This window comes from Caballeronia sp. INDeC2, assembly GCF_023631325.1.
Classification (GTDB): domain Bacteria; phylum Pseudomonadota; class Gammaproteobacteria; order Burkholderiales; family Burkholderiaceae; genus Caballeronia.
In genome coordinates, this window is sequence record NZ_JALQDG010000031.1 from 21,556 (window position 1) to 42,799 (window position 21,244).

A 21,244-nucleotide genomic window follows, 5' to 3' on the forward strand; every position below is an offset into this window, starting at 1 on the left:
GTTTTACAGGACTTCCACGTTGCCGCACACCGAGATCGCCTGCCCCGAGATGCCGCTGCCCGCGGGCGAGCACAGAAAGAGCGCGGTGGCCGCGACTTCCTCGGGCGTGGTCATGCGGCGCAGCGAGATCTTCGCGAGATATTGCTTCTCCATCTCTTCATAAGAGAGGTTCAGCTGTTTCGCGCGTGCGTCGATCACGCGCTCGATGCGCGGTCCCTTCACGATGCCCGGCTGTATCGCATTGACGCGGATATTCGAAGGCCCCAGCTCGATCGCGAGGCTCTTCGTCATGCCGACGACCGCCCACTTCGTCGCGGCGTATGGCGTGCGGAATGCATAGCCGAGCCGTCCCGCAACGGAAGACAACGCGATGATCGTTCCGCCGCCATGCGCGTCGCGCAGCAGCGGCACCGCGCGGCGCGCGAAGTAGAACTGCGCGTTCAGATTGACGTCGACGGTCTGCTCCCACTCGTTCACGTCGAGTTCGTCGATACCGCCCGTCGGCCCCGCGATGCCCGCGTTGTTCACGAGCACATCGAGTCCGCCGAGTTCGCGCTGCACATCGGCGAACACGCGCTCGACGGCATCCTTGTCCGCTACATCCGCGAGCGTCGCCGTGATCGCGTTGCACTCCGCGTTCGCTTCGGCTTGCGCCAGTGCGTCGATCGCGTCGGGGCTCGCATCGCAGACGTGCACGCGCGTGCCTGCATCGACGAACGCGCGCGCAATCACGAGCCCGATGCCCGACGCGCCGCCCGTGATGAGCACGCGCAGGCCCGCCTGCGGTTTCAGCATCTGAAGTACCGTCATGCATGTCTCCTTTCTTGTTGTCGTTGCCGTGCAGCTCAGGCGCTTGCCTCGTTCGACATGTCGCCGCTTTGCAGGCGCTCCTGCAAATCGGCGGCCGCATCGCCGATGTCTTCTTCGATGCCCGCGCGCGCGCCTTCACCGTCGCCTCGCCAAAGCGCTTCGACGATATGCCGATGCGCGGCCATCGAACGGCGCATATGGGGAATGTCGGGTGCGACGAGATTCAGGAACGGGCCGATGCGCATCCAGAGGTTCTGGATCGTCGCGAGCGTGAGATCGCTTGCGCCGTGCGTGTAGATGGCGATGTGGAATTCGAAATTGCTGCGCAGATACGCGGGGACGTCACCCGCTTCGACATGCGCGTCCATCGTGTCGAAGGTCGCCTGCAATGCTTCGAGATGCGCGCGCGTCATGCGCGACGCCGCGCGCTTCGCGACCGCGCCTTCGAGCGCGATGCGCACATCGCGCAGTTCGTCGAGCAAGTCGAGCGTCATCGGCGGGACCATCAACGCACGGCCGGGGCCGTCGATCAATGCGCCTTCCGCCTGCAAACGCGTGAGCGCGGCGCGCACCGGCATCGTGGAAGAGCCGACTGCTTCCGCGACGCTGCGCAGGCTCAGCAATTGTCCGGGCGCGAAGCGGCCCGTCATGATCGCTTGCCTCAGTTGGGCATAGACGCGGCCGGCCATCGTTTCGCGTGCAACCAGTTCGAGCGCGGGCAGGTCCGTCGTCGATCGTGTCGCCACCATGTGCCTCCGTACTTTCGTTCGGCTGCTGCAATGTCTGCGTATCGTGTGACCTGTGATCACACATCGAGTGACTAGAGTGTCGGACGCGCAGGGGCGTGAGTCAACCTTGAATTGCTAGGTGAAAACGCTGATCCCGGAATCGGCCAAAGGCGCGATGCGGCGCTGCGGAATATTTCGGAATCCCGATCAAGCGAACTTGCCGGAGACCGCCCGTTGAATCTCTGCGAACGCGACCGGCTTCACGAGATGATGATCGAAGCCCGCTTCCTTCGAGCGCTGGCGATCGTGCGCCTGCCCGTAGCCGGTCACCGCGATCAGCAACGCATCGGCGGTTGCGGGGCGCGCGCGCATTTCGCCCGCGAGGCTGAAGCCGTCCATTCCCGGCAAGCCGATGTCGAGCAGCACGATTTGCGGCGCGAAGACATCGGAGAGCGCGAGCGCTTCGGCCGCGTCGTGGGCCATGCGCACGTCGAAGCCGTCCGCTTCGAGCAGCAGCGCCATCGCGGTGGCCGCGTCCACGCTGTCGTCGACGACCAGCACGCGCTTGCCGCCCGCCACGCTCGGCAGCACGTCGCCGACGCCCTGCGCGGCCACTTGCGCATCCAACGCGAGCGGCAACCATACGATGAACTCGCTGCCCGTCTGCGCGCCCGCGGAAAATGCCTCGATACGCCCGCCCTGCAACTCGACGAGCGTCTTCGCCAACGGCAAGCCGATCCCGAGGCCGCCCTCCGATCGTTCCAGCGACGTCTCCGATTGCACGAACAGATCGAAGATATGCGGCAGCATGTCGGGCGCGATGCCGATGCCCTTGTCGCCCACGACGATGCGCACTTCGTCGCCGAACTGTTCCGCCTCGATCGCGATCTCGCCCTCTTCGAGGCTGTACTTCGACGCATTCGACAGCAGATTGCCGAACACCTGCGCGAGCCGCACGTTGTCGCCGACGATATAGAGCGGCGCATCCGGCAGCTCCACCGTCAACGTATGGCGCTTTCGTTCGAGCGCGGGCTGCACGGTCTCGATGGCCGCCGCGATCGCCACCGCGAGATCGACCGTTTCCTGGCGCAGCGTGATCTTGCCCTGCGTGATGCGCGCGACATCGAGCAGATCGTCGACGAGACGGCTCAGATGCCGCACTTGCCTGTCGATGATCGCGCGCACCGTCGCGAAGTGCTGCACGGACGGCTCGCGGCCGGGATCGAGCAAGTCGACCGCATTGCGGATCGGCGCGAGCGGATTGCGCAACTCGTGCGCGAGCATCGCGAGGAACTCGTCCTTGCGACGGTCCGCTTCGCGCAGCAGCAGTTCGGCGGCCTTGCGCTCGGAGATATCGTTGACGATGCCCGCGATGCGATACGGCTGCGCCGGATGTCCCGCCGCGCCGCGCACCGGAAACGCGCGCTCCGCCACCCAGCGCGGCCCGCCGCTCGCGCGCACGATGCGATATTCGACCTGATACGGCGTGCCGTTCGCGAGCAGTTGCCGATACGCGTCGGCAACATGAGCGCGATCGAGCGGAAGAATGTCGCCGGACCAGTGATCCGGTCCGGGCACGGGAGCGGGCGCGCCGCCGCCCGTATCGAAGAGATGCGCGTAAGCGGGGCTCACGTAAAGCAATTCGCCGGATGCGGGATCGAGCATCCAAAACACATCGTCGATATTCTCGGCAAGCTGGCGGAAGCGCTCTTCGCTCTCGCGCAGCGCGTTTTCCGCGAGCCGCACGCGCAACAACGCACGTACGTGCGCGATCAGTTCGGCGGGTTCCACAGGCTCGGTCAGATAGCTGTCCGCGCCGCCTTCGAGACCGCGAATGCGATCGAGGCTATGCACCGCCGCCGCCGATGTCTGCAGCACGAGCGTGCTCGCGGTCTCAGGAGACGCCTTGATCTGCCGGCACACTTCGAGCCCGTTGATGTCGGGCAGCTTCACGTCGAGCAGCACGAGATCGGGCGCTTCGGCGCGCACGCGTTCCAGCGCGGCGGTGCCCGTCGGCGCTTCGATCACGTTGAAGCCCGCGCGCGACAGGATGCGCGTTTTCGCATAGCGTGCGCCGTCGTTGTCGTCGACGTTGAGGATCAGCACCTCGTTCCAGTCGCTTCTCATGATGGTTCCTTGCCCGTCACCGCGTCCAGCACGCCCGGCAGCGTCCCGCCGCCGACCGGCTTCTCGATGAACGCGGTCGCGCCGAGCGCCTGCGCTTCATCGCGATCCTCGGCATCGCCGAGCACGACGACCGGAATGCTGCGCGTCGCGGCCTGCGCGCGCAACGCGGCGAGCCAGATCCAGGCTTCCGACGGCGCCGGGCGCACGGCGAGCAGGAGCGCGGCGGGCTGCGTGCGCGCGAACAGGCGGCCGGCTTCGTCGAGTGTCGCGGCGCTCATCGCACGATACGACGAATCGCGCAGCGCGGCCTCGCAATCGAGACGCTCGATCGGACTGCTCGCAACGACCAGCACGGCGGGCCGCGTATCGCTTGCGGCATGCTGCGCCGCGTCGAAGTCCGCGCCGTAGCGAGCGGGAATCGTCGCGCTGAAGGTCGAGCCGCGCCCGACTTCGCTCACGAGCGACACGTCGCCGCCGAGCAGCTTGCAGAGCTTGCGGCATAGCGGAAGGCCCAGTCCCGTGCCTTTCACATATTGCTGAAGGCGGTTCTCGACTTGCCCGAACTCTTCGAACACGACTTGCTGATGCTCGGGCGCGATGCCGATGCCCGTATCGCTGACGGAAAACGTGATGAGCCGGCGCGCTTCGTCATAGCTCGCGGCGACGCGCACTTCGCCGCGCTCGGTGAACTTGAGCGCGTTCGACACGAAGTTGCGCAGCACTTGCGCGACCTTGGCTTCGTCGGTGCGGATGGGCGGCAGGCCTTCGCACGAATCGAACACGAGCTCGACCGCGCCGCCCGGCGACAGCGGCCGCAACATGCCGCGCAGCGCTGAAAACAAGGTATCGACTTCGAACTCGGTCGGGCGCACTTCGATCTTGCCAGCCTCGATCTTCGCGAGATCGAGCAGGTCGTCGACCGTTTCCGACAGGTCTTCCGCCGCCTTGCGGATGAAGCGCACCTGCTTTTCCTGCTCTTCGGTCAGCTCGCCGTCGATACGATCCAGCAGGAGCTTCGACAACGCGCGGATCGACGAGAGCGGCGTGCGGAACTCGTGGCTCATGTTCGACAGAAAGCGCGACTTCGATTCATCCGCGCGACGCAGATGATCCGCGCGCGCATCGAGCTCCGCATAGAGCGCGACGACGCCGCGATTGGTGTCTTCGAGTTCGCGCGTGAGACGCGTCAATTCTTCCTGGCGTTCGCGCAGATCGGCCAACGCGGCGATCAGTTCGCGATTCTGGCGCTGCAATTCCGCCGCAGTGTCTTCGCCCGACGGACGCGAAAGCGCGTTGCCGACCGCCTGCATGTCGCACGGCACGCCATCGGGCAAGGCCTTCGCGAGCGAGATCGACGTGATGCCGTCGGCTTCGTCGGCGATCGCGCATTGATCCATCAGACGCTGCGCCGCGAGCAGCCCGAGCGCGGATTGCGCGTTGTCGTTGCGCATCGCGCGCAGTCGCTCGCCCGCGCCGGCGGCCGTCAGAAAACGCACGACGAAGCGCCGCCCGCGCGTGGCGTGATCGACGAGAAATTCCGCGCGCGCCGGCTGCCCCGCGGTCAGCACCGTGCGCGCCGCTTCGAGCACGGACGTGGAGATGCGCGTCTGGTCCTGCGGCGAAAAACCGAGCGCCGCGCTCGCGTCGCGCGCCTTCACGCGGGCCGCGACCATGTCGCGCTCGTTTTCGATGTGCATCGCGTAGAGCGGCTGCGTCATCATGCGCCTCCGGTCACGCGGGCGACGAACACGGTGACATCGTCGCGGCCGCGCGCGAAGTCGCGATACAGCACGGCCGCGACGAGCGCCGGATGACGCATCGCGAGACCCGGATAGCGCGCGAGATCCCAGCGCGATGCGAGCCCGTCCGAATGCAGCACGACGAGCGCGTTCGGCAGATACGGCACGTCGAACAACTGCGCGCGCCGCGCCGCATGCCCGACGATGCCGCTGTGCGACACGAGATGCTTGTGCGAGCTTTCCGTCCACACGCTCGCCGAAATATTGCCGATGCCCGCGAACGAAACCGGCATGTTCGTCATCCACGCGGACGCCGGCATGCGCGCGATGCCGACCGCCGCGCCGCGTGTCGGGCGCAGCGCGTCGTTGGCGGCGTCCATGATGCGGTCGAGCGGCTGGTCGCCGTTTGCGGCAAGCGCCTTCGCCGCCTCGATCGCCGCGACGTTCGCGAGCGGACCGTGACCGAGGCCATCGGCGACGAGCACGGTGAATTCGCCCTCATTTACGTGGCATGCCCATGCATCGCCGGAGACGGTTTCCGTTTGCAGCGGCAAATTCACGACGCCGTAGGTCAGTTGAGCGGCAGGCCGGTTCGGCGCGCCCGGCGCGTTCCAGAACACGACGCGCAGCACCGTGCCGCGTCCCGGCGCGCTCCAGATGTCGAGCGCGTCGGACAGGCGTTCGATCGCGCCCATACCGGTGCCGGGACTGCCGGCGGTCGTGTAGCCGTCCTCGAAGCAGCGATGCAGATCGTGTATGCCCGGCCCGCTGTCGATGCACAGCACTTCGATGCCGTAGCGCTGAGTCGCGCCCGCGCCCGCATCGACGAGCGGCCGCACGAGCAATTCGCCGCGCTCCGCGTGCTTCAGCAGATTCGTGCCGCATTCGGTGACGACGATCGCGAGCTCGCCCGCGGCCGTCTCGTTGAAGCTTAAGCCCCGCGCGAGTTCGCCGATCGAGCGCCGCGCATAGGCGATCTGACTCGCCTCGGCGATCTCGTAGCGTTGCTGCGCGGCCATCGATTCCTTCAGAACGGTTTCCATTTCGTGATCGAGACCTGCGTGCCCGCGCCCGGCGCCGAACGGATGTCGAATTCGTCGCACAGGCGTTTTGCGCCGCCGAGGCCGAGGCCCAAGCCGCTGCCCGACGTGAAGCCATCGGACAGCGCGCGCTGGATATCCGGAATGCCCGGGCCGTTGTCGACGAATTCGAGTTTGAGGCCGCGGCGGCCGTTGCGCTCGACGAGGTAGCAATGCACGTCGCCTCCCCCGCCATAGATGAGCGTGTTGCGTGCCAGCTCGCTCGCCGCCGTCACGAACTTGGTTTGATCGATGAGAGACAGGCCCTGCGCGACGGCCCGCTCGCGCACGAACTGGCGCAGCCGCACGATCTGTTCGTCGGAGCGGATCGGCAGCGTGTCGGGCGTCGAGGCGGACGTCGGCGCGGCTGTGGAGTTGAAGATCGTCATGGCGTCGTTCGCATGCGGCCGTCAGACCGTGCCGTTCCCTGCGAGGAGCGCCATGCCCTTCTCCACGTTGAGCGCGGTGCGCACGCCCGAGAGCGTGAGCCCGAGTTCGACGAGCGTGATCGCGACCGAAGGCTGCATGCCGACGACGACCGTCTCCGCGTCGAGCACGCGCGCCATCGCGGCCGTGTTGCCGATCATGCGTCCGATAAACGAATCGACCACATCGAGGGAGGAAATGTCGATCAGCACGCCGCGCGCGCTGTCCTTCACGATCCGGCTCGTCAGATCGTCCTGAAGCGCGAGCGCGAGCCGGTCGTGCATGTCGACCTGAATGGTGACGAGCAGAAGCTTGCCCATCCTGAGAATCGGAATGCGTTCCATCGCTTGAGGCCCCGTTCAGTCGCGTTGCGTTCGATGCGTGCTTCGAATGGCGAGATGCGGCGTCATTCCGATTGCAGCGAATCGAAACCATCGCTCGAACGGGCCGCGCGCGATGCCTCCTGCGCGAGCCCCGCCGTCACCGACTTGCCGGTGCGCTGCAGCGCGATGACGAAGGCCGCGGCGAGCGTCGCCTTGGTCGTGACGTTCGACAGATTGACGCCCAGATGCACGATGGTCTGCGCGATCTGCGGACGAATGCCGCTGATGATGCAGTCCGCGCCCATCAGCCGCGCCGCCGCGACGGTCTTCAGCAAGTGCTGCGCGACGAGCGTATCGACGGTCGGCACGCCGGTAATGTCGATGATCGCGATCGCCGCGCCCGTCTCCACGATCTTCTGCAGCAGGTTCTCCATCACGACCTGCGTGCGCGCGGAGTCGAGCGTGCCGATGAGCGGCAGCGCGAGAATGCCGTCCCACAACTGCACGACGGGCGTCGAGAGCTCGAGCAGTTCCTGCTGCTGGCGCACGATGACCTGCTCGCGGCTCGTCTGAAACACTTCGGTGGTGAAGAGACCGAGTTCGTCGAAGAGCGTGCTGATCGTCTGCGTGAGATCGGCGAGCGTCGCGGCGTCGTTGCCGAGCGCGTCGCGCAAACGCGCGAAAAGCGGCTGCTTCAGCGAGAACACGAACATGGCGGTCTCGACCGGCGTGAAGCCCTGACGCGCGCGCTGCTGGGACATTTCCGCGAGAAACGCGCGCACGTCCTGCCACGCGGGGGATTTGAAATCGACGCTATCGGACGTGCCGAGCGCCGCCATCAGAAGCGAGACGAATTGCGCGAACTGATTGCGCAGTTCCGCTTCCCCGACGAGCCCGCGCCGCGAAGCGATGGCGTGCTGCTGCGCAAACCACTCCGCGAGCAGTTGCTCCTGATTGCTGGTGAACAATTGGGCTAGCCGCATTCCGCCGACCATTTCCATGCCGAAGATCCTGTGCAAATGATGTTATCGGGCGCCGAGCCCCGGACGTTGGTTGTTGCGTCGCCGCGAAGAGTAGCGAAATAAACGCGACGCAAGGCGCTGGGAATGTAGCACGCCATCCCAAAATTCGACAGTCCGCCAAGCCTTGTGGCGCAAGGGATTCGCGGAATATTTCACGCGATGGCGAGCGCGCGTAGAGGAATCGGCAAATGCTTCCGATCGTTCGATGCAAGGTAGACGAAGTCCGGTCAAATGTCCTGCGCTTCGCGACCTCATGGAATGCCGTGTATAGCTGCGCGAATATTTTTTCGCCTATCGCCCGATGCAATACTCGGTCGACCGACTCAACGTCATTCGACCCGCCGGAGCGCATATGTCCCAAACGATTCATCCCGTCGACGAAGTGCTGCCCATCGGACAGATGCTCGCGGTCGGCATCCAGCACGTGCTCGTCATGTATGCGGGGGCGATCGCGGTGCCGCTCATCATCGGCGCGGCGTTGAAGCTGCCGAAGGAACAGGTCGCGTTTCTGATCAGCTCGGACCTTTTCGCGTGCGGGATCGTGACGCTGGTGCAGTGCATCGGCGTATGGAAGTTCGGCATTCGCTTGCCGGTGATCATGGGCGTGAGCTTCGCGCCGGTCGGACCGATGGTCGCGGTGGCGTCGTCGGGCGCGGGCCTGACGGCGATCTTCGGCGCGACGATCGCGGCGGGCGTGTTCGCGGTTGTGATCGCGCCGTTCTTCGGGCGGCTGATGCGCTTCTTTCCGCCTATCGTCACGGGCACGATCATTCTCACGATCGGCATGACGCTCTTTCCGGTGGCGATCAACTGGGCGGGCGGCGGGCGCGGCGCGCCGAGCTTTGGCGAACCGAAGAACCTGGTGATCGCGGCGGTCGTGCTGCTCGCGATTCTGCTCATCAACAAGTATCTGAAGGGCTTCGTCGCGAATATTTCGGTGCTGCTCGGCATGGCGATCGGCTTCGTGATCGCACTGCCGCTGGGCTTCGTCGATTTCGCGGGCGTCGGTCAGGCTGCGTGGTTCGCGCCGGTGCGGCCGTTCGCGTTCGGCTTGCCGACGTTCGATATCGCCGCGATTGCATCGCTATGCCTCGTGATGGTCGTCATCATGGTGGAATCGCTCGGCATGTTCCTCGCGCTCGGCGATCTCGCGATGCGGCCCGTGTCGCGCATCGATGCAACGCGCGGACTGCGCACCGATGGTCTCGGCACGGTGATCGGCGGCATCTTCAATACGTTTCCGCATTCGTCGTTTTCGCAGAACATCGGGCTCGTGGGGATTACGGGCGTGAAGAGCCGCTGGGTCGTTGCGGTGTCGGGCGTGATTCTGATTTTGCTGGGGCTGTTGCCGAAGCTTTCGAATCTGATTGCTTCGATACCGGTCGTCGTGCTCGGCGGGGCGGGTATCGCGATGTTCGGGATGGTCGCGGCGACTGGCGTGAAGATCCTGAGCAAGGTCGATTTCGATAGCAAGAACAATCTGCTCATCATTGCGATCAGTCTTGGCGTGGGGGTGATTCCGCTTGCAGCGCCGACGTTTTTTGCGCGTATGCCGGCGTGGGCGGGGCCGTTGACGCATAGCGGGATCACGCTTGCTGCTGTCGTTTCTATTTTGCTCAATGCGCTTTTTAATCGGGAGCGGGATTCCGGGGACGTGGAGAGGGAGATCGCTGCGGAGATGCCGTTGAGTTTGCGGCAGGGGGAGGGGGACATTAGGGAGTGAGCTTGGGAGTTTTGCGTCTGGTTGCGTAGTTGCGTAAGGCTGGCTTTATGGAAAAACGGTGACGACAGCGAACAAACGAACAAAAACCAAACCCACTAACATAGGAAAGCCCCAACCTTGCCCCGAACCCGATGCCCGAAGCCCTGTGGCTCCTTCTAACCGCGATAGCACTAACCTACGCCATCGCCCTGACGGGGCTGTATTGGCTGCAAGGCCGCCTCGTCTATCCGCTAGAACAGATCGAAGCCTTCAAAAGCGCAGAGTTAGAAGATCGGACCGAAGCGGTCGACATAAAAACCGAAGACGGCCTCATCCTGACCGCCCGTTACAAAGCACCTCAAAAGAAAACCGCCCCAACGATCATCCTCTTCCACGGCAATGGCGAAGACCTCGCCCAACGCGGCCACATCGCGCTCGAGATGATCGAAGCCGGCTACGGCGTGCTCCTCGCCGAATATCGCGGCTACGGCGGCAATCCCGGCACGCCGCACGAAGCCGGCCTCTACGCCGATGCCCGCGCCGCCCACGCCTACGCATCCGCGCGATCATCGAACATCGTGCTGCACGGCTATTCGCTCGGCTCGGGCGTCGCCGTACAGCTCGCCAGCGAAGCAAAAATCGATGCGCTGATGCTCGAATCCCCGTTCACGAGCATCGTCGATGTAGCGGCGAAGCGCTTCTGGCTCTTCCCCGTGCGGCTACTCGCGCGCGACCGCTACGACAGCCTTTCGAAAATCGCCTCGGTGCGTGCGCCGATTCTGATCTACGGCGGCACGAAAGACGGCGTGATCCCGCCCGCGCACTTCCGGTGCCTCTTCGACGCCGCGCGCGGCGACAAGCGTCTCGCGCTCATCGAAGACGCCGACCATCTCGACGTCTGGTCAATGGGCGGCCGCGAGCACGTCATGCAATTCCTCGCCTCGCTGCAACCGGCACGGGACACGCTGCAAGCCTAAGCGTTCGTCGCTTTCTTTCGCGTGCGCCCGAGCTTGAGCGTGACCCACGTCGGCGCATGATCGCTTGCATGCGGCTCGCCGCGCACCCATTTATCGACGCCCGCGCCCTCCAGCTTCTTCGCGAGATCCTTGCTCAGCAAAATATGATCGATACGCAAGCCCGAGTTCGTCTGCCAATGATTGCGGAAGTAATCCCAGAACGTATAGATGCGCTCATCGGGAAAGGTCTTGCGCAACGCATCCGTCCAGCCTTGAGCGAGAAGTTCCGCATAAGCCGCGCGGCTTTCGGGCTGCAGGAGCGCGTCCTTCAGCCACGAGCGCGTGTTGTAGATATCCTCGTCGGTGGGCACGACGTTGTAATCGCCCGCGAGCACGACGGGATGTCCGCTGTCGAACAACGTCTTCGCGTGGGCATTGAATCGTTCGAACCACGCGAGCTTGTAATCGAACTTCGGGCCCGGCTGCGGATTGCCGTTCGGCAGATAAAGACAACCGATCAGCAAGCCGCCCACGGCCGCTTCGATATACCGGCTATGCGTGTCGTCTTCGTAACCGGGCAGCCCGCGCCGGCTCAGCACCGGCTCTGCATCCTTCGCGAGAATCGCCACGCCGTTCCACGACTGCTGGCCATGCCATAGCGCGCCATAACCCGCGTTCGCGATTGCATCGGCGGGAAACTGCGCGTCCGTCGCTTTCAATTCCTGCAGACAGACGATATCGGGCGATTCGCGTTCGAGCCATTTCAACAAGGCGTCGAGACGCGGACGGATGCCGTTGATGTTGAAGGTCGCGATTTTCACTCGGCGTCTCTCCATCGGTGGATCGGAATCGATCGTACACGCGTCGCAGTTTGCGTGCCGCGGCATGGGCGAGCGCGCCGGCGCAAAATCTGCCAAAGTCACTGAACTCCGCACGCTCCTTGCATCCATGTCCGAAGGCTCCGTTCACTGGCAGCGCAATCTCTACGTCTGCGTATTCGGCTCGTTCACCACCATCATGGCGATGACGCTGCTCCTGCCCTTCCTGCCGCTCTACGTGCAGCAACTCGGCGCGACATCGGTGGAAGCGTCGGTGCAATGGTCCGGCATCGCGTTCGGTGCGACCTTTCTCGCGGCCGGGCTCGTCGCGCCGCTATGGGGACGTCTCGCCGACCGCTACGGCCGCAAGCCGATTCTGATTCGCGCGAGCCTCGGCATGGCGATCACCATGTCGCTGCTCGGCGTCGTGCAGACGGTCTGGCAACTCGTCGCGATGCGCTTTCTCGCGGGGCTCGTCGGCGGCTATGCGAGCGGCGCCATCGTGATGATCGCGACGCAGACGCCGAAGCACCGCACCGCATGGGCGCTCGGCACGCACGCGGCGGGCATGATGGCGGGCAATCTCGTCGGGCCGCTCGTCGGCGGGCTGCTGCCGGGGCTCATCGGCATACGCGCGACGTTCTTTCTCGCGGGCGGCCTCATCTTCTGCTCGTTCATCATGACGACGCTGCTCGTCAAGGAAGAGCGCCGCGCGCCGGATCATGCGAAAACGAGTCCGCGCGGCGGCTGGCGCGACGTGCCGCTCCTCACGCCCGTCATCGCGATGCTCGCGAGCGCGATGCTGCTCATGTTCGCGAACATGTCGATCGAACCGATCATCACGGTGTACGTGTCGCAGCTCGTGCATGACCCGAAGCAGGTCACGCTCGTCGCGGGCTTCGTGATGTCCGCCGCCGCGCTCGGCAGCGTTCTCGCCGCGCCGCGCATCGGACGGCTCGCGGATCGCATCGGCGCGCCGAAGGTAATCGTCGCGTGTCTCACGGTTTGCGGCGTGCTGCTGATTCCGCAGATGTTCGTCACCGACGGCACGCAGCTCGTCGCGCTGCGCTTTCTGATGGGCCTCGCATTGGGCGGCCTCTTGCCCGCGATCACGAGCGTCGTGCGTCACAACGTGCCCGATCACGCAGCCGGATACATCCTCGGCTACGCGACATCGGCGCAATACATCGGGCAGGTGACGGGACCGCTCGCGGGCGGCTTCATCGCCGCGCACTCGGGCATGCACTCCGTCTTCGCGATGACGAGCGTGCTGATGTTCGCCGGCGCCGCGTTCAATGCGTGGGTGTTTCTGCGCGCGCGATGAGCGCTTACTTTTTCTCGCTGTCGAGGTGCGCCATCTGCACGGCCTCGTAGCGATCGCCCGCCGCCGCGCCCTTCGGCACCGCCGCTTCGATCGCGGCGAATTCATCCTTCGTGAGCGTCACGTCGAGCGCGCCGAGCGATTCCGTCAGGCGATCGCGGCGGCGCGCGCCGATCACGGGAACGATGTCATCGCCCTGCGCCAGCACCCATGCAATCGCGATCTGCGCGACGCTCACGGCCTTCGCATCGGCGATCGTGCGCAACGCATCGACGAGCGCGAGATTGCGTTCGACATTGCCCTGCTGAAAGCGCGGACTGTTCGCGCGCCAGTCGCCAGATTGCGCAGCGTCTTTGCTCCAGTGTCCGCTGATGAGCCCGCGCGAGAGCACGCCATACGCCGTGATGCCGATGCCGAGCTCCCGGCACGCCGGAAGGATCGCGTCCTCGATGCCGCGCGAGATCAGCGAATACTCGATCTGCAGATCGCACACCGGACGCACGGCGGCGGCCTTGCGGATCGTCTGCGCACCCACTTCCGACAGCCCGACGTGACGCACATAGCCCGCGTCGATCATGTCGGCGACGGCGCCGACGGTGTCTTCGACAGGCACGTTCGCATCGAGCCGCGCGGGGCGATAGATGTCGATATGATCGACGCGAAGCCGCTGCAACGTGTAAGCGAGTGAATTCTTCACGGCGACGGGACGGCCGTCGAACCCGATGAAATTGCCGGCCGGATCGCGCATGCCGCCGAACTTGACGCTGAGGATCGCCGAATCGCGGCGCGAAGGCGGCGCACTCTTCAGCGCCTCGCCGATCAGCATCTCGTTGTGGCCCATGCCGTAGAAGTCTCCGGTGTCGAGCAGCGTCACGCCCGCTTCGAGCGCCGCGTGAATCGTCGCGATGCTTTCCGCGCGATCCGATGGCCCGTACATGCCCGACATGCCCATGCATCCGAGCCCGATGGCCGACGATTGCGGTCCGGTCTTGCCGAGTCTGCGTTGTTCCATGATGGTTCTCTCCTGTAGGACGTGCGCCGCCAATGCGGGCGATGGAGAGGATTATGAGAGCAAAACACGCGTGCGATAATCCGCCTCAATGCGAATGGGCTGTGCGCCTGGGCGAACAATGAGCGAGTCATGAGCGAACCCGATCTGTCGGACCTTCACGCGTTTCTGGCCGTCGCGCGCTCGCGCGGCTTCAGGCAGGCGGCGCTGCTGCGCGGCGTGTCGGCGTCGTCGCTGAGCGAGGCGATCCGAAGGCTCGAAACACGGCTGGGCGTGCGCCTTCTGAATCGCACGACGCGCAGCGTCACGCCGACCGAGGCAGGCGAACGGCTGATCGAACGCCTTGCGCCCGCATTCGCGGACATCGCGGGCGCGCTCGATGCCGTCAACGGCTTTCGCGACAGCCCGACCGGCACGCTGCGCCTCAACGTGCCGCGCATCGTCTCGCGCGAAATACTGCCGCCCATCGTCGCGCGCTTTCTGACGGCGCATCCGGGCATCAAGCTGGAAATCAGCGCGAGCGATACGTTCATCGACGTGCTCGCCGCCGGTTTCGATGCGGGCATTCGCTACGACGAGCGCATCGAGCGCGACATGATCGCGGTGCCTATCGGGCCGCGCAGGCAACGCTTCGTCGCGGTCGCGTCGCCGTCTTATCTCGACGCGCGTGGCGAGCCGAAGCATCCGCACGATCTGGTGAATCACGCGTGCATCGGGCATCGCTTCGACAGCGGCGTGCTGGCGGTGTGGGAGTTCATGCGAGGGAAGGAAGTGATTCGCATCGCGCCGCAAGGTCCGCTCGTCACGTCGTCGATCGAGATCAGCAGAAGCGCGGCCGTCGCCGGACTGGGTCTCGTCTATACGTTCGACGAATTCGTGCGCGAGGCCATCGACAGCGGCGTGCTCGTGCCGGTGCTCAAACCGTGGTGGCAGAGCTTCACGGGCCCGCGCCTTTACTACCCGAGCCGCGCGCACATGCCGGGGCCGCTGCGCGCGTTCATCGACTTCATTCGCGACGAAGCCTGATCGCAGCTTACTGCTGCACGCCCCAGCGACGCACTGTCACGCGCTCGACGGTATCGAACACGAGATGCTCGACCGCAAGCCCGATCACGATGACCGCAGCAAGCCCGGCAAACACGCGGTCCGTATAGAGCTCGTTGCGGTTCTGGAAGATGTACCAGCCGAGGCCGCCCTTGCCCGAGCTCGCGCCGAACACGAGTTCCGCCGCGATCAGCGTGCGCCACGCGAACGCCCAGCCGACGCGCAGCCCCGCGAGAATCGACGGCATCGCGGCGGGCACGAGGATCAGCATCACATGACGCATGCCGGTCAGGCCATAGTTGCGGCCCGTCATGCGCAAGGTCGAAGGCACCGCCTGGAATCCGGAATAGGTGTTGAGCGCGAGCGGCCACAACACCGAATGCACGAGCACGAACAGCAGGCTTCCGGTTCCGAGGCCGAACCACAACAACGCGAGCGGCAGCAATGCGATGGACGGCAGCGGATTGAACATTGCGGTGAGCATCGAGAGAATGTCGCGGCCGATGCGCGTCGATACCGCGAGCGACGTCAGCACGAACGCGAGCGCCGCGCCGAGCGCGTAGCCGCGCAGCAATACCGACATCGAAATGCCGACTTTCTCGATCAGTTCGCCCGAGGCGATGCCCTGCACGAATGCGACGAAGGTCGCGGTGAAGGTCGGCAACAGGAGATCGTTATCGACGGCGCGCGCGGCGATTTCCCATATCGCGATCAACACGAGCGCGATGATCGACTTGCGCAGCCACGCGCGATCCACGAGCCGCTTCGCAAGCGGCAGCGGCGCTTCATGTTCGACGCCGGCGAGCGCAGTGGGCGTGACTTCGTACTCGGGCCGCACGGGGGGCGCGGTCAGTTGCGGCGTGCTCATTGCGCGTCCTCTTCGAACAGCAGACGATGAATGCGCGCGACGCTTTGCTGAAACTCCCCGCGACCCATGCTTTCCTGCGTGTATTGATGACTGTTCAGTTCGGCGCGCACGCGCCCCGGATGCGGCGTCAACAGCAGAATACGATTGCCGACGATGAGCGCTTCCTCGATCGAATGCGTGACGAACAGCAACGTGAAGCGCTCGTCGCTCCACAGGCGCAAAAGCTCTTCCTGCATGCGGCGGCGCGTGAGTGCGTCGAGCGCGGCGAAAGGCTCGTCCATCAGGAGCACGCGCGGTTGCATCGCGAGCGCGCGCGCAATGGCGACGCGCTGCTTCATGCCGCCCGATAGCGTGTGCGGATAGGCGTCGGCGAATTTGGCAAGGCCGACCTTGTCGAGATAATGCAGCGCGCGCTCGCGTGCCTCGGCGCGGCCGAGCTTGCGCGCGACGCGCAACGGAAAGGCCACGTTCTGCAGGACCGTCTTCCACGGCGGCAATTGATCGAATTCCTGGAACACGACGATGCGATCCGCGCCCGGCCCGCGCACGCGCTCGCCGCCGATTTCGATGCTGCCCGCCACAGGCTCGATGAAACCCGCGACGGCCTTGAGCAAGGTCGATTTACCGCAGCCCGATGGCCCGAGCAGCACGAAGCGATCGGCGCCGTACACATCGAAGCTGACATCGTGCGTCGCACGCACGAGACGCTCCGGCGTGCAATATTCGAGCGTCACGTTCTTCGCGCTGAGGAGCTTGCCGCTCACGGAAGCCTGACTATCGGCTTCCTGCGAATAAAGCGCCTGGGGATTGGCGGCCATGATCTGCCTGCTGGATTGCAAACGAACACGATACCGGCGCGCGCGTCTCACGCGAACCAATCAATGCGCATATCGAATTCGCGCTCGCCGATAAGCGCGATAAGCCCGACAAACGCGCTTGTTCAGCTTCCGTCCTTCGTCGCCGGATCGCTGAAGAAGTAGTCCTGCCACGACTTCGGCTCGTTCTTGATCGCGCCGACGCGATGCATGAACTGCGCGAGCGCGAGCGTGTTTTGCGGCGCGACCTTGAATTGCACCGACGGATCCTTGATCACCTTGATGAGCAGATCGCGATCGATTTTCGCGTTGTTCACGCGCAGATAGATATCGGCGGCCTGTTCGGGATGCTGTGTGATGTAGCGCGCGGCATCGGCGAGACCGGCGACGAACGCGCGATACGTCTTCGGATTCTCGTTGCGGAATTTCTCGGTCGCGTAGAGCACGGTCGCGGAACTCGGGCCGCCGAGCACATCGTATGAATTGAGCACGATATGCGCCTTCGGATTGCCCGCGAGTTCCTGCTGCTGAAACGGCGGATTGCCGAAGTGCGCGTTGATCTCCGTGCCGCCCGCGATGATCGCGGCAGTCGCATCGGGATGCGGCACGGCCTGCGTGAGCTTGTCGAGGCGGTCGAATTGCTTGTCGCCCCACTGCTTCGCCGCCGCGTATTGCAGGATGCGCGACTGCACCGACACGCCGACCGCCGGCACCGCGATGCGGTCCTTGTCGCTGAAATCGGCGATGGTCTTCACGCGCGGATCGTTCGATACGAGGTAATACGGAAAATTGCCGAGCGACGCGACGCCCTTCACGTTCTGCCGTCCGTGCGTGCGATCCCAGATCGTCAGCAAGGGACCGACGCCCGCCGCCGCGATATCGACCGAACCGGACAAGAGCGCATCGTTCACGCTCGAACCGCCCGAGAGCTTGGCCCAGTCGACCTTGATATCGAGGCCTTCTTTCTTGCCTTCCTGCTCGATGAACTTCTGATCGCGCGCGACATTGAGCAGCAGATACACGACGCCGAACTGCTCGGCGATGCGCAATGTACCTTCGGCATGCGCGCTCGCCGTTGTAATGCCGAGCGAGACCGCGAGCGCGGCGACGAAGGTGCGCAAAGCGCCCTTCCCTGATCGAGAATGCATCGAAAAAACCCCGTGAATCAAGCGATATTCGTAATTGGAAAGGCTAGAAAGGCGCGTCGCCTTCGATGGTCGTGCGATACAGCTTGCGGCGCTGATCGTCCGGCGTGCCGGCCGCGAGATGCATGACCGAGCGATTGTCCCAGAACACCATGTCGCGCTCGCGCCATTGATGGCGATAGATGAACTCGGGCCTTGTGCTGTGCGCGAACAGGTCCGCGAGCAGCGCGCGGCTTTCGTCCTCGGGCAGGCCGATCACGCGCGTCGTGAAATGCTCGCTGACGAAGAGCGCGCGGCGACCGGTCTCCGGATGCGTGCGCACGATAGGATGCGTGACCGGCTTGACCTGCGCGATCTGCTCCGCCGACAGATTGGGCCGCCACGGACTGCGCTGCTGCAGCTCGGCGTATTTGGCGAGATAGGTATGTTCGGCGGCACGGCCTTCGATCGCATCGCGAAGATGCGCGGGCAGCGTGTCCCACGCGAGATGCTGATTCGCGAAGAGCGTATCGCCGCCGACCGCGGGCAATTCCTGCGCATGCAAGAGCGACCCGAGACTCGGCTTGTCCTTGTACGAGAGATCGGAATGCCAGAAATGGCCCGCATCGCCGAGGCCGATCGGCTTGCCGCTCTCGACGATGTTCGAGACGATCAGCACTTCCGGGTGGCCCGCGAGCGCGAACTGATGCAGCACGTGAATCTGCAACGGGCCGAAGCGCTTGCTGAACGCGACCTGCTCGTCGGGCGTGATGCGCTGATCGCGAAACACGAGTACGTGATGATCCAGGTGCGCGCGATGAATGCGCGCGAAATCGGCTTTCGACAGCGGCTTCGACAGATCGAGCCCGATCACTTCGGCGCCGAGCGGCGCGTCGAACTGGCGAATCTCGATGGATTGATCGGCGGCTTCGTCGGATGTGGCGAGTGAAGCGAGAGCAGGATTGAGGTCGGTCTGTATCGTCACGGTCGAATCGATAGCCATCGATAACTTCGGGGAAGTTTTCAATCTAACGCGCGGCGATCCGGCGGACAACGAAGGATCCGAGCTTAGGTTATGCACCGATGCGATAAAGCGTGGGAGGCGCAGGCGCTCACTCGCCTGCGGCGTCGAAAGGCAATTCGACCTGCACCGGCTCGACGAAACCGCTTTCATCGCGCCCGGCGAGCGCGCTCACGCGAACGCCCAGCAGCCTGATCCGGCGATCGAGCACGATGCGCTTCAGGCACTCGGTCGCGGCGCGGCGGATCTCGACGGGATCGGCCGTCGCCACCGGCACGGTCAGATCGCGCGTCACGGTGCGGAAGTCGTCGAAACGCAGTTTGATGCCTACTGTGCGCCCGACATAGCCCTTGCGCTGCAAGTCTTCGGCGACGCGGGTGCACAGGCCCGTGAATTCCACCGAGAGCGTCGCGCGATCCTGCTTCGGATGAAAGTCGCGCTCGAACGTGGTCTCGCGACTCATCGACTTGGGCGTCGAGCTCACGACGACGGGCCGCTCGTCCTGTCCCTGTGCGATGCGCGCGAGCCACGCGGCGTAGGTGCCGCCGAAGTGCGTCTGCAAAAACCCGGGATCGGCGGCGGCGATATCGCCCACGGTCACGATGCCGAGCGCCGCGAGCTTTTCGCTCGCCTTCGGGCCAATGCCGTTCACCTTGCGCGCGGCGAGCGGCCAGATGCGCGTCGGCAGGTCGTCCATCGTGAGGATGGTGAGGCCGTCCGGCTTGTCGAGCTCGGAGCCGATCTTCGCGAGCAGCTTGTTCGGCGCGATGCAAATAGAGCACGTGAGTCCGGTCGCGTCGCGCACGGCGTCCTTCATCCGCTGGCCGATATCGGCGGGCTCGCCGGGCAGATCGCTGACATCGATATAAATCTCGTCGATGCCGCGGTTCTCGATCTGCGATGTGAACGTCGCGACGGCCGCCTTGAACAGGCGCGAGTAATGGCGATAGGACTCGAAATCGGTCGGCAGGAGGATCGCGTCGGGCGCGAGCTGCGCGGCCTTCATCATGCCCATCGCCGAAAAAACGCCGAACTTGCGCGCCTCGTACGTGGACGTGGTCACGACGCCGCGGCCCGCATAGTCGCGCAGGCGTCTGAAGCGGCGCGAGCCGTCGGGGAGCGTCTCGGGCGTGGCGCTGCGGCCGCCGCCGACCACGACCGGCATGCCGCGCAGCTCCGGATAGCGCAAAAGTTCGACCGATGCGAAGAACGCGTCCATGTCGAGATGCGCGATGCGGCGCGGCGGGGACGCGGAAGACGGCGTGTCCATTGCGGCGATCAGAACGTCGCTGCGCAGCGGGACGCGCCCAAGGCGAAAACGGCAGGAACGAACGCACCGAACATGCTGAGACAGTGCCGCCAGGCAATAAAAGTGGCTTACTGTACATCCATACAGTGATTCGCGCTAGAGCCCTCCCCGTGCGCCGGGGTGCCGCGTCATTCCGGCGTGCGCTTTTCGGCCAGTGCGCGGCGGCAATCGTCGAAAACCTGCCGAACGACATCCGACTGATAGTTGAGGTCTTCGCTGTCGAGGATTTCCTCGACGGCGTCGCGCGCCCAGTCCGCTTCGAGCATTGCGCAATGCTGCGTGGCGATCTGCCGTGCGATGGCGGCGAGCTTCGCGACCGTGAGCCAGTCGGCGAGCCGCTGATGCCGGTCGAGCCATTTGTGCGCGGCCTGCACGTGAAACGAGGCCGCGGGCCAGTCGCCATTCAGGTAATACGCGCCGAGACTGCCGCACGTAAGCCAGCAGAGCAACTCGACGCGGTCGCGGGCACTGAGGATACGAGACACATCGTTCATGGCGGCCTTCACGAGAGACGATCGACGAACGCGGATGACACACGGCGTTTCACATCGAAACCCGCATGTAACCCGTATAAAAAGCACGATAGCACGGGATGGTGCGACGCGGCGGTGCCTGCCAGCGATGCGTTCCGATTCACGGTGCGTTGGCGAACGCTTCGTCATGCGAAGAGCGCAACCGGCCATTAAAGGCGCTCTCATTTTTCTCTAATTCGCCGGGCATAACCTGCTTTCGTCGGCCCACTCATCGGCCTTCTTTCAACGACGGGAGCACATCATGTTTGAACGTTTTTCGAAATCGCTGGGCAGCCTTTTCTTCAATCGCGATGCCAGCGACGAATACCTCGCTTCATCGAGCGATCTCGCCGATCTCGAACGCCGCATGCGCCAGGTCGAAACGCAGGATCACGATTACAGCATGTACTTTTGCGGCGCGCTCGGGCGGCCTCACGACCGGCCATGAGCCGTGAGCCATGAGCCATGAGCCGCGCCGCCGATGCAACGTG

21 protein-coding genes are annotated in these 21,244 nt (G+C 64.6%); 5 read left to right on the top strand and 16 right to left on the bottom strand.

The annotated features are described in order from the left end of the window. Window positions 1-3 precede the first annotated feature (3 nt). From NCS28_RS20345 to NCS28_RS20380, 8 genes are all read right to left on the bottom strand, one after another. The gene (locus NCS28_RS20345) at window positions 4-810 is read right to left on the bottom strand and encodes an SDR family oxidoreductase (protein ID WP_250515572.1); all 807 of its coding nucleotides are present in this window, start codon (window positions 808-810) and stop codon (window positions 4-6) included. Window positions 811-845: 35 nt separating this feature from the next. Next, a complete protein-coding gene (locus NCS28_RS20350) occupies window positions 846-1,559 on the bottom strand; it encodes a GntR family transcriptional regulator (RefSeq protein ID WP_250515573.1) in 714 nt (237 codons plus the stop codon). Between the two features lie 186 nt (window positions 1,560-1,745). Further along, window positions 1,746-3,665, bottom strand: coding sequence for a hybrid sensor histidine kinase/response regulator (locus NCS28_RS20355; protein ID WP_250515574.1), 1,920 nt, complete (start codon window positions 3,663-3,665; stop codon window positions 1,746-1,748). After that, a complete protein-coding gene (locus NCS28_RS20360) occupies window positions 3,662-5,386 on the bottom strand; it encodes an ATP-binding response regulator (protein WP_250515575.1) in 1,725 nt (574 codons plus the stop codon). The genes NCS28_RS20355 and NCS28_RS20360 overlap by 4 nt, the downstream gene beginning before the upstream one ends. Then, window positions 5,383-6,447: an anti-sigma regulatory factor gene (locus tag NCS28_RS20365; protein WP_250515576.1), complete on the bottom strand. Its 1,065-nt coding sequence runs from the start codon at window positions 6,445-6,447 to the stop codon at window positions 5,383-5,385. The genes NCS28_RS20360 and NCS28_RS20365 overlap by 4 nt, the downstream gene beginning before the upstream one ends. Continuing rightward, the gene (locus NCS28_RS20370; RefSeq protein ID WP_250515577.1) at window positions 6,432-6,872 is read right to left on the bottom strand and encodes an anti-sigma regulatory factor; all 441 of its coding nucleotides are present in this window, start codon (window positions 6,870-6,872) and stop codon (window positions 6,432-6,434) included. Before NCS28_RS20370 ends, NCS28_RS20365 begins: the two co-directional genes overlap by 16 nt. A gap of 21 nt (window positions 6,873-6,893) precedes the next feature. After that, entirely contained in the window at window positions 6,894-7,253 is a 360-nt protein-coding gene (locus NCS28_RS20375; protein ID WP_250515578.1) for an STAS domain-containing protein, read from the bottom strand. A gap of 62 nt (window positions 7,254-7,315) precedes the next feature. Next, entirely contained in the window at window positions 7,316-8,233 is a 918-nt protein-coding gene (locus NCS28_RS20380; RefSeq protein WP_250515579.1) for an STAS domain-containing protein, read from the bottom strand. Between the two features lie 373 nt (window positions 8,234-8,606). Here NCS28_RS20380 and NCS28_RS20385 point away from each other — a divergent pair, with 373 nt between their 5' ends. Both NCS28_RS20385 and NCS28_RS20390 read left to right on the top strand, forming a co-directional pair. Further along, window positions 8,607-9,977 (top strand): nucleobase:cation symporter-2 family protein, encoded by a 1,371-nt coding sequence (locus NCS28_RS20385; RefSeq protein WP_250515580.1) that lies wholly within the window; start codon window positions 8,607-8,609, stop codon window positions 9,975-9,977. 131 nt (window positions 9,978-10,108) lie between these two features. Beyond that, window positions 10,109-10,933 carry an alpha/beta hydrolase gene (locus NCS28_RS20390; protein WP_250515581.1) on the top strand — a complete coding sequence of 275 codons (825 nt, stop codon included), beginning with the start codon at window positions 10,109-10,111 and terminating at the stop codon, window positions 10,931-10,933. On the opposite strand, the gene NCS28_RS20395 is transcribed toward NCS28_RS20390, so the two are convergent. After that, a complete protein-coding gene (locus NCS28_RS20395; RefSeq protein WP_250515582.1) occupies window positions 10,930-11,748 on the bottom strand; it encodes an exodeoxyribonuclease III in 819 nt (272 codons plus the stop codon). The genes NCS28_RS20390 and NCS28_RS20395 overlap by 4 nt on opposite strands. Window positions 11,749-11,860: 112 nt before the next feature. Between NCS28_RS20395 and NCS28_RS20400 the strand changes: the two genes are divergently transcribed. Further along, complete coding sequence (locus NCS28_RS20400) at window positions 11,861-13,054, top strand: MFS transporter (protein WP_250515583.1); 1,194 nt, start codon at window positions 11,861-11,863, stop codon at window positions 13,052-13,054. A gap of 4 nt (window positions 13,055-13,058) precedes the next feature. On the opposite strand, the gene NCS28_RS20405 is transcribed toward NCS28_RS20400, so the two are convergent. Next, entirely contained in the window at window positions 13,059-14,063 is a 1,005-nt protein-coding gene (locus NCS28_RS20405) for an aldo/keto reductase (protein ID WP_250515584.1), read from the bottom strand. Window positions 14,064-14,192: 129 nt separating this feature from the next. Here NCS28_RS20405 and NCS28_RS20410 point away from each other — a divergent pair, with 129 nt between their 5' ends. Further along, window positions 14,193-15,086: a LysR family transcriptional regulator gene (locus NCS28_RS20410; protein WP_250515585.1), complete on the top strand. Its 894-nt coding sequence runs from the start codon at window positions 14,193-14,195 to the stop codon at window positions 15,084-15,086. Between the two features lie 7 nt (window positions 15,087-15,093). Here NCS28_RS20410 and NCS28_RS20415 read toward each other — a convergent pair whose 3' ends face one another. From NCS28_RS20415 to NCS28_RS20440, 6 genes are all read right to left on the bottom strand, one after another. Continuing rightward, on the bottom strand, window positions 15,094-15,972 hold the full coding sequence (locus NCS28_RS20415; protein ID WP_250515586.1) for an ABC transporter permease: 879 nt from the start codon (window positions 15,970-15,972) through the stop codon (window positions 15,094-15,096). After that, window positions 15,969-16,790: an ABC transporter ATP-binding protein gene (locus tag NCS28_RS20420; protein ID WP_250515587.1), complete on the bottom strand. Its 822-nt coding sequence runs from the start codon at window positions 16,788-16,790 to the stop codon at window positions 15,969-15,971. Before NCS28_RS20420 ends, NCS28_RS20415 begins: the two co-directional genes overlap by 4 nt. Window positions 16,791-16,912: 122 nt before the next feature. Further along, window positions 16,913-17,935, bottom strand: a complete 1,023-nt coding sequence (locus NCS28_RS20425; RefSeq protein WP_250515588.1) for an ABC transporter substrate-binding protein — start codon at window positions 17,933-17,935, stop codon at window positions 16,913-16,915. 43 nt (window positions 17,936-17,978) lie between these two features. After that, window positions 17,979-18,914, bottom strand: a complete 936-nt coding sequence (locus NCS28_RS20430) for a TauD/TfdA dioxygenase family protein (protein WP_250515589.1) — start codon at window positions 18,912-18,914, stop codon at window positions 17,979-17,981. Between the two features lie 109 nt (window positions 18,915-19,023). After that, window positions 19,024-20,202 carry a DNA polymerase IV gene (gene dinB, locus NCS28_RS20435; RefSeq protein ID WP_250515590.1) on the bottom strand — a complete coding sequence of 393 codons (1,179 nt, stop codon included), beginning with the start codon at window positions 20,200-20,202 and terminating at the stop codon, window positions 19,024-19,026. 167 nt (window positions 20,203-20,369) lie between these two features. Then, window positions 20,370-20,735 (bottom strand): hypothetical protein, encoded by a 366-nt coding sequence (locus NCS28_RS20440; protein ID WP_250515591.1) that lies wholly within the window; start codon window positions 20,733-20,735, stop codon window positions 20,370-20,372. Between the two features lie 280 nt (window positions 20,736-21,015). On the opposite strand from NCS28_RS20440, the gene NCS28_RS20445 reads away from it, so the two are divergent. Further along, entirely contained in the window at window positions 21,016-21,201 is a 186-nt protein-coding gene (locus NCS28_RS20445) for a DUF3563 family protein (RefSeq protein WP_250515592.1), read from the top strand. The last annotated feature ends 43 nt before the right edge of the window (window positions 21,202-21,244 follow it).

Excerpts from the sequence above, each read along its gene's own strand:
- NCS28_RS20385 (WP_250515580.1), top strand. The coding sequence starts at position 8,607 with ATGTCCCAAACGATTCATCCCGTCGACGAAGTGCTGCCCATCGGACAG.
- NCS28_RS20410 (WP_250515585.1), top strand. The coding sequence starts at position 14,193 with ATGAGCGAACCCGATCTGTCGGACCTTCACGCGTTTCTGGCCGTCGCG.
- NCS28_RS20395 (WP_250515582.1), bottom strand. The coding sequence starts at position 11,748 with ATGGAGAGACGCCGAGTGAAAATCGCGACCTTCAACATCAACGGCATC.
- NCS28_RS20370 (WP_250515577.1), bottom strand. The coding sequence starts at position 6,872 with ATGACGATCTTCAACTCCACAGCCGCGCCGACGTCCGCCTCGACGCCC.
- NCS28_RS20445 (WP_250515592.1), top strand. The coding sequence starts at position 21,016 with ATGTTTGAACGTTTTTCGAAATCGCTGGGCAGCCTTTTCTTCAATCGC.
- NCS28_RS20430 (WP_250515589.1), bottom strand. The coding sequence starts at position 18,914 with ATGGCTATCGATTCGACCGTGACGATACAGACCGACCTCAATCCTGCT.
- NCS28_RS20355 (WP_250515574.1), bottom strand. The coding sequence starts at position 3,665 with ATGAGAAGCGACTGGAACGAGGTGCTGATCCTCAACGTCGACGACAAC.
- NCS28_RS20350 (WP_250515573.1), bottom strand. The coding sequence starts at position 1,559 with ATGGTGGCGACACGATCGACGACGGACCTGCCCGCGCTCGAACTGGTT.
- NCS28_RS20415 (WP_250515586.1), bottom strand. The coding sequence starts at position 15,972 with ATGAGCACGCCGCAACTGACCGCGCCCCCCGTGCGGCCCGAGTACGAA.
- NCS28_RS20375 (WP_250515578.1), bottom strand. The coding sequence starts at position 7,253 with ATGGAACGCATTCCGATTCTCAGGATGGGCAAGCTTCTGCTCGTCACC.
- NCS28_RS20360 (WP_250515575.1), bottom strand. The coding sequence starts at position 5,386 with ATGATGACGCAGCCGCTCTACGCGATGCACATCGAAAACGAGCGCGAC.
- NCS28_RS20345 (WP_250515572.1), bottom strand. The coding sequence starts at position 810 with ATGACGGTACTTCAGATGCTGAAACCGCAGGCGGGCCTGCGCGTGCTC.
- NCS28_RS20420 (WP_250515587.1), bottom strand. The coding sequence starts at position 16,790 with ATGGCCGCCAATCCCCAGGCGCTTTATTCGCAGGAAGCCGATAGTCAG.
- NCS28_RS20380 (WP_250515579.1), bottom strand. The coding sequence starts at position 8,233 with ATGGAAATGGTCGGCGGAATGCGGCTAGCCCAATTGTTCACCAGCAAT.
- dinB (WP_250515590.1), bottom strand. The coding sequence starts at position 20,202 with ATGGACACGCCGTCTTCCGCGTCCCCGCCGCGCCGCATCGCGCATCTC.
- NCS28_RS20390 (WP_250515581.1), top strand. The coding sequence starts at position 10,109 with ATGCCCGAAGCCCTGTGGCTCCTTCTAACCGCGATAGCACTAACCTAC.
- NCS28_RS20425 (WP_250515588.1), bottom strand. The coding sequence starts at position 17,935 with ATGCATTCTCGATCAGGGAAGGGCGCTTTGCGCACCTTCGTCGCCGCG.
- NCS28_RS20365 (WP_250515576.1), bottom strand. The coding sequence starts at position 6,447 with ATGGAAACCGTTCTGAAGGAATCGATGGCCGCGCAGCAACGCTACGAG.
- NCS28_RS20440 (WP_250515591.1), bottom strand. The coding sequence starts at position 20,735 with ATGAACGATGTGTCTCGTATCCTCAGTGCCCGCGACCGCGTCGAGTTG.
- NCS28_RS20400 (WP_250515583.1), top strand. The coding sequence starts at position 11,861 with ATGTCCGAAGGCTCCGTTCACTGGCAGCGCAATCTCTACGTCTGCGTA.
- NCS28_RS20405 (WP_250515584.1), bottom strand. The coding sequence starts at position 14,063 with ATGGAACAACGCAGACTCGGCAAGACCGGACCGCAATCGTCGGCCATC.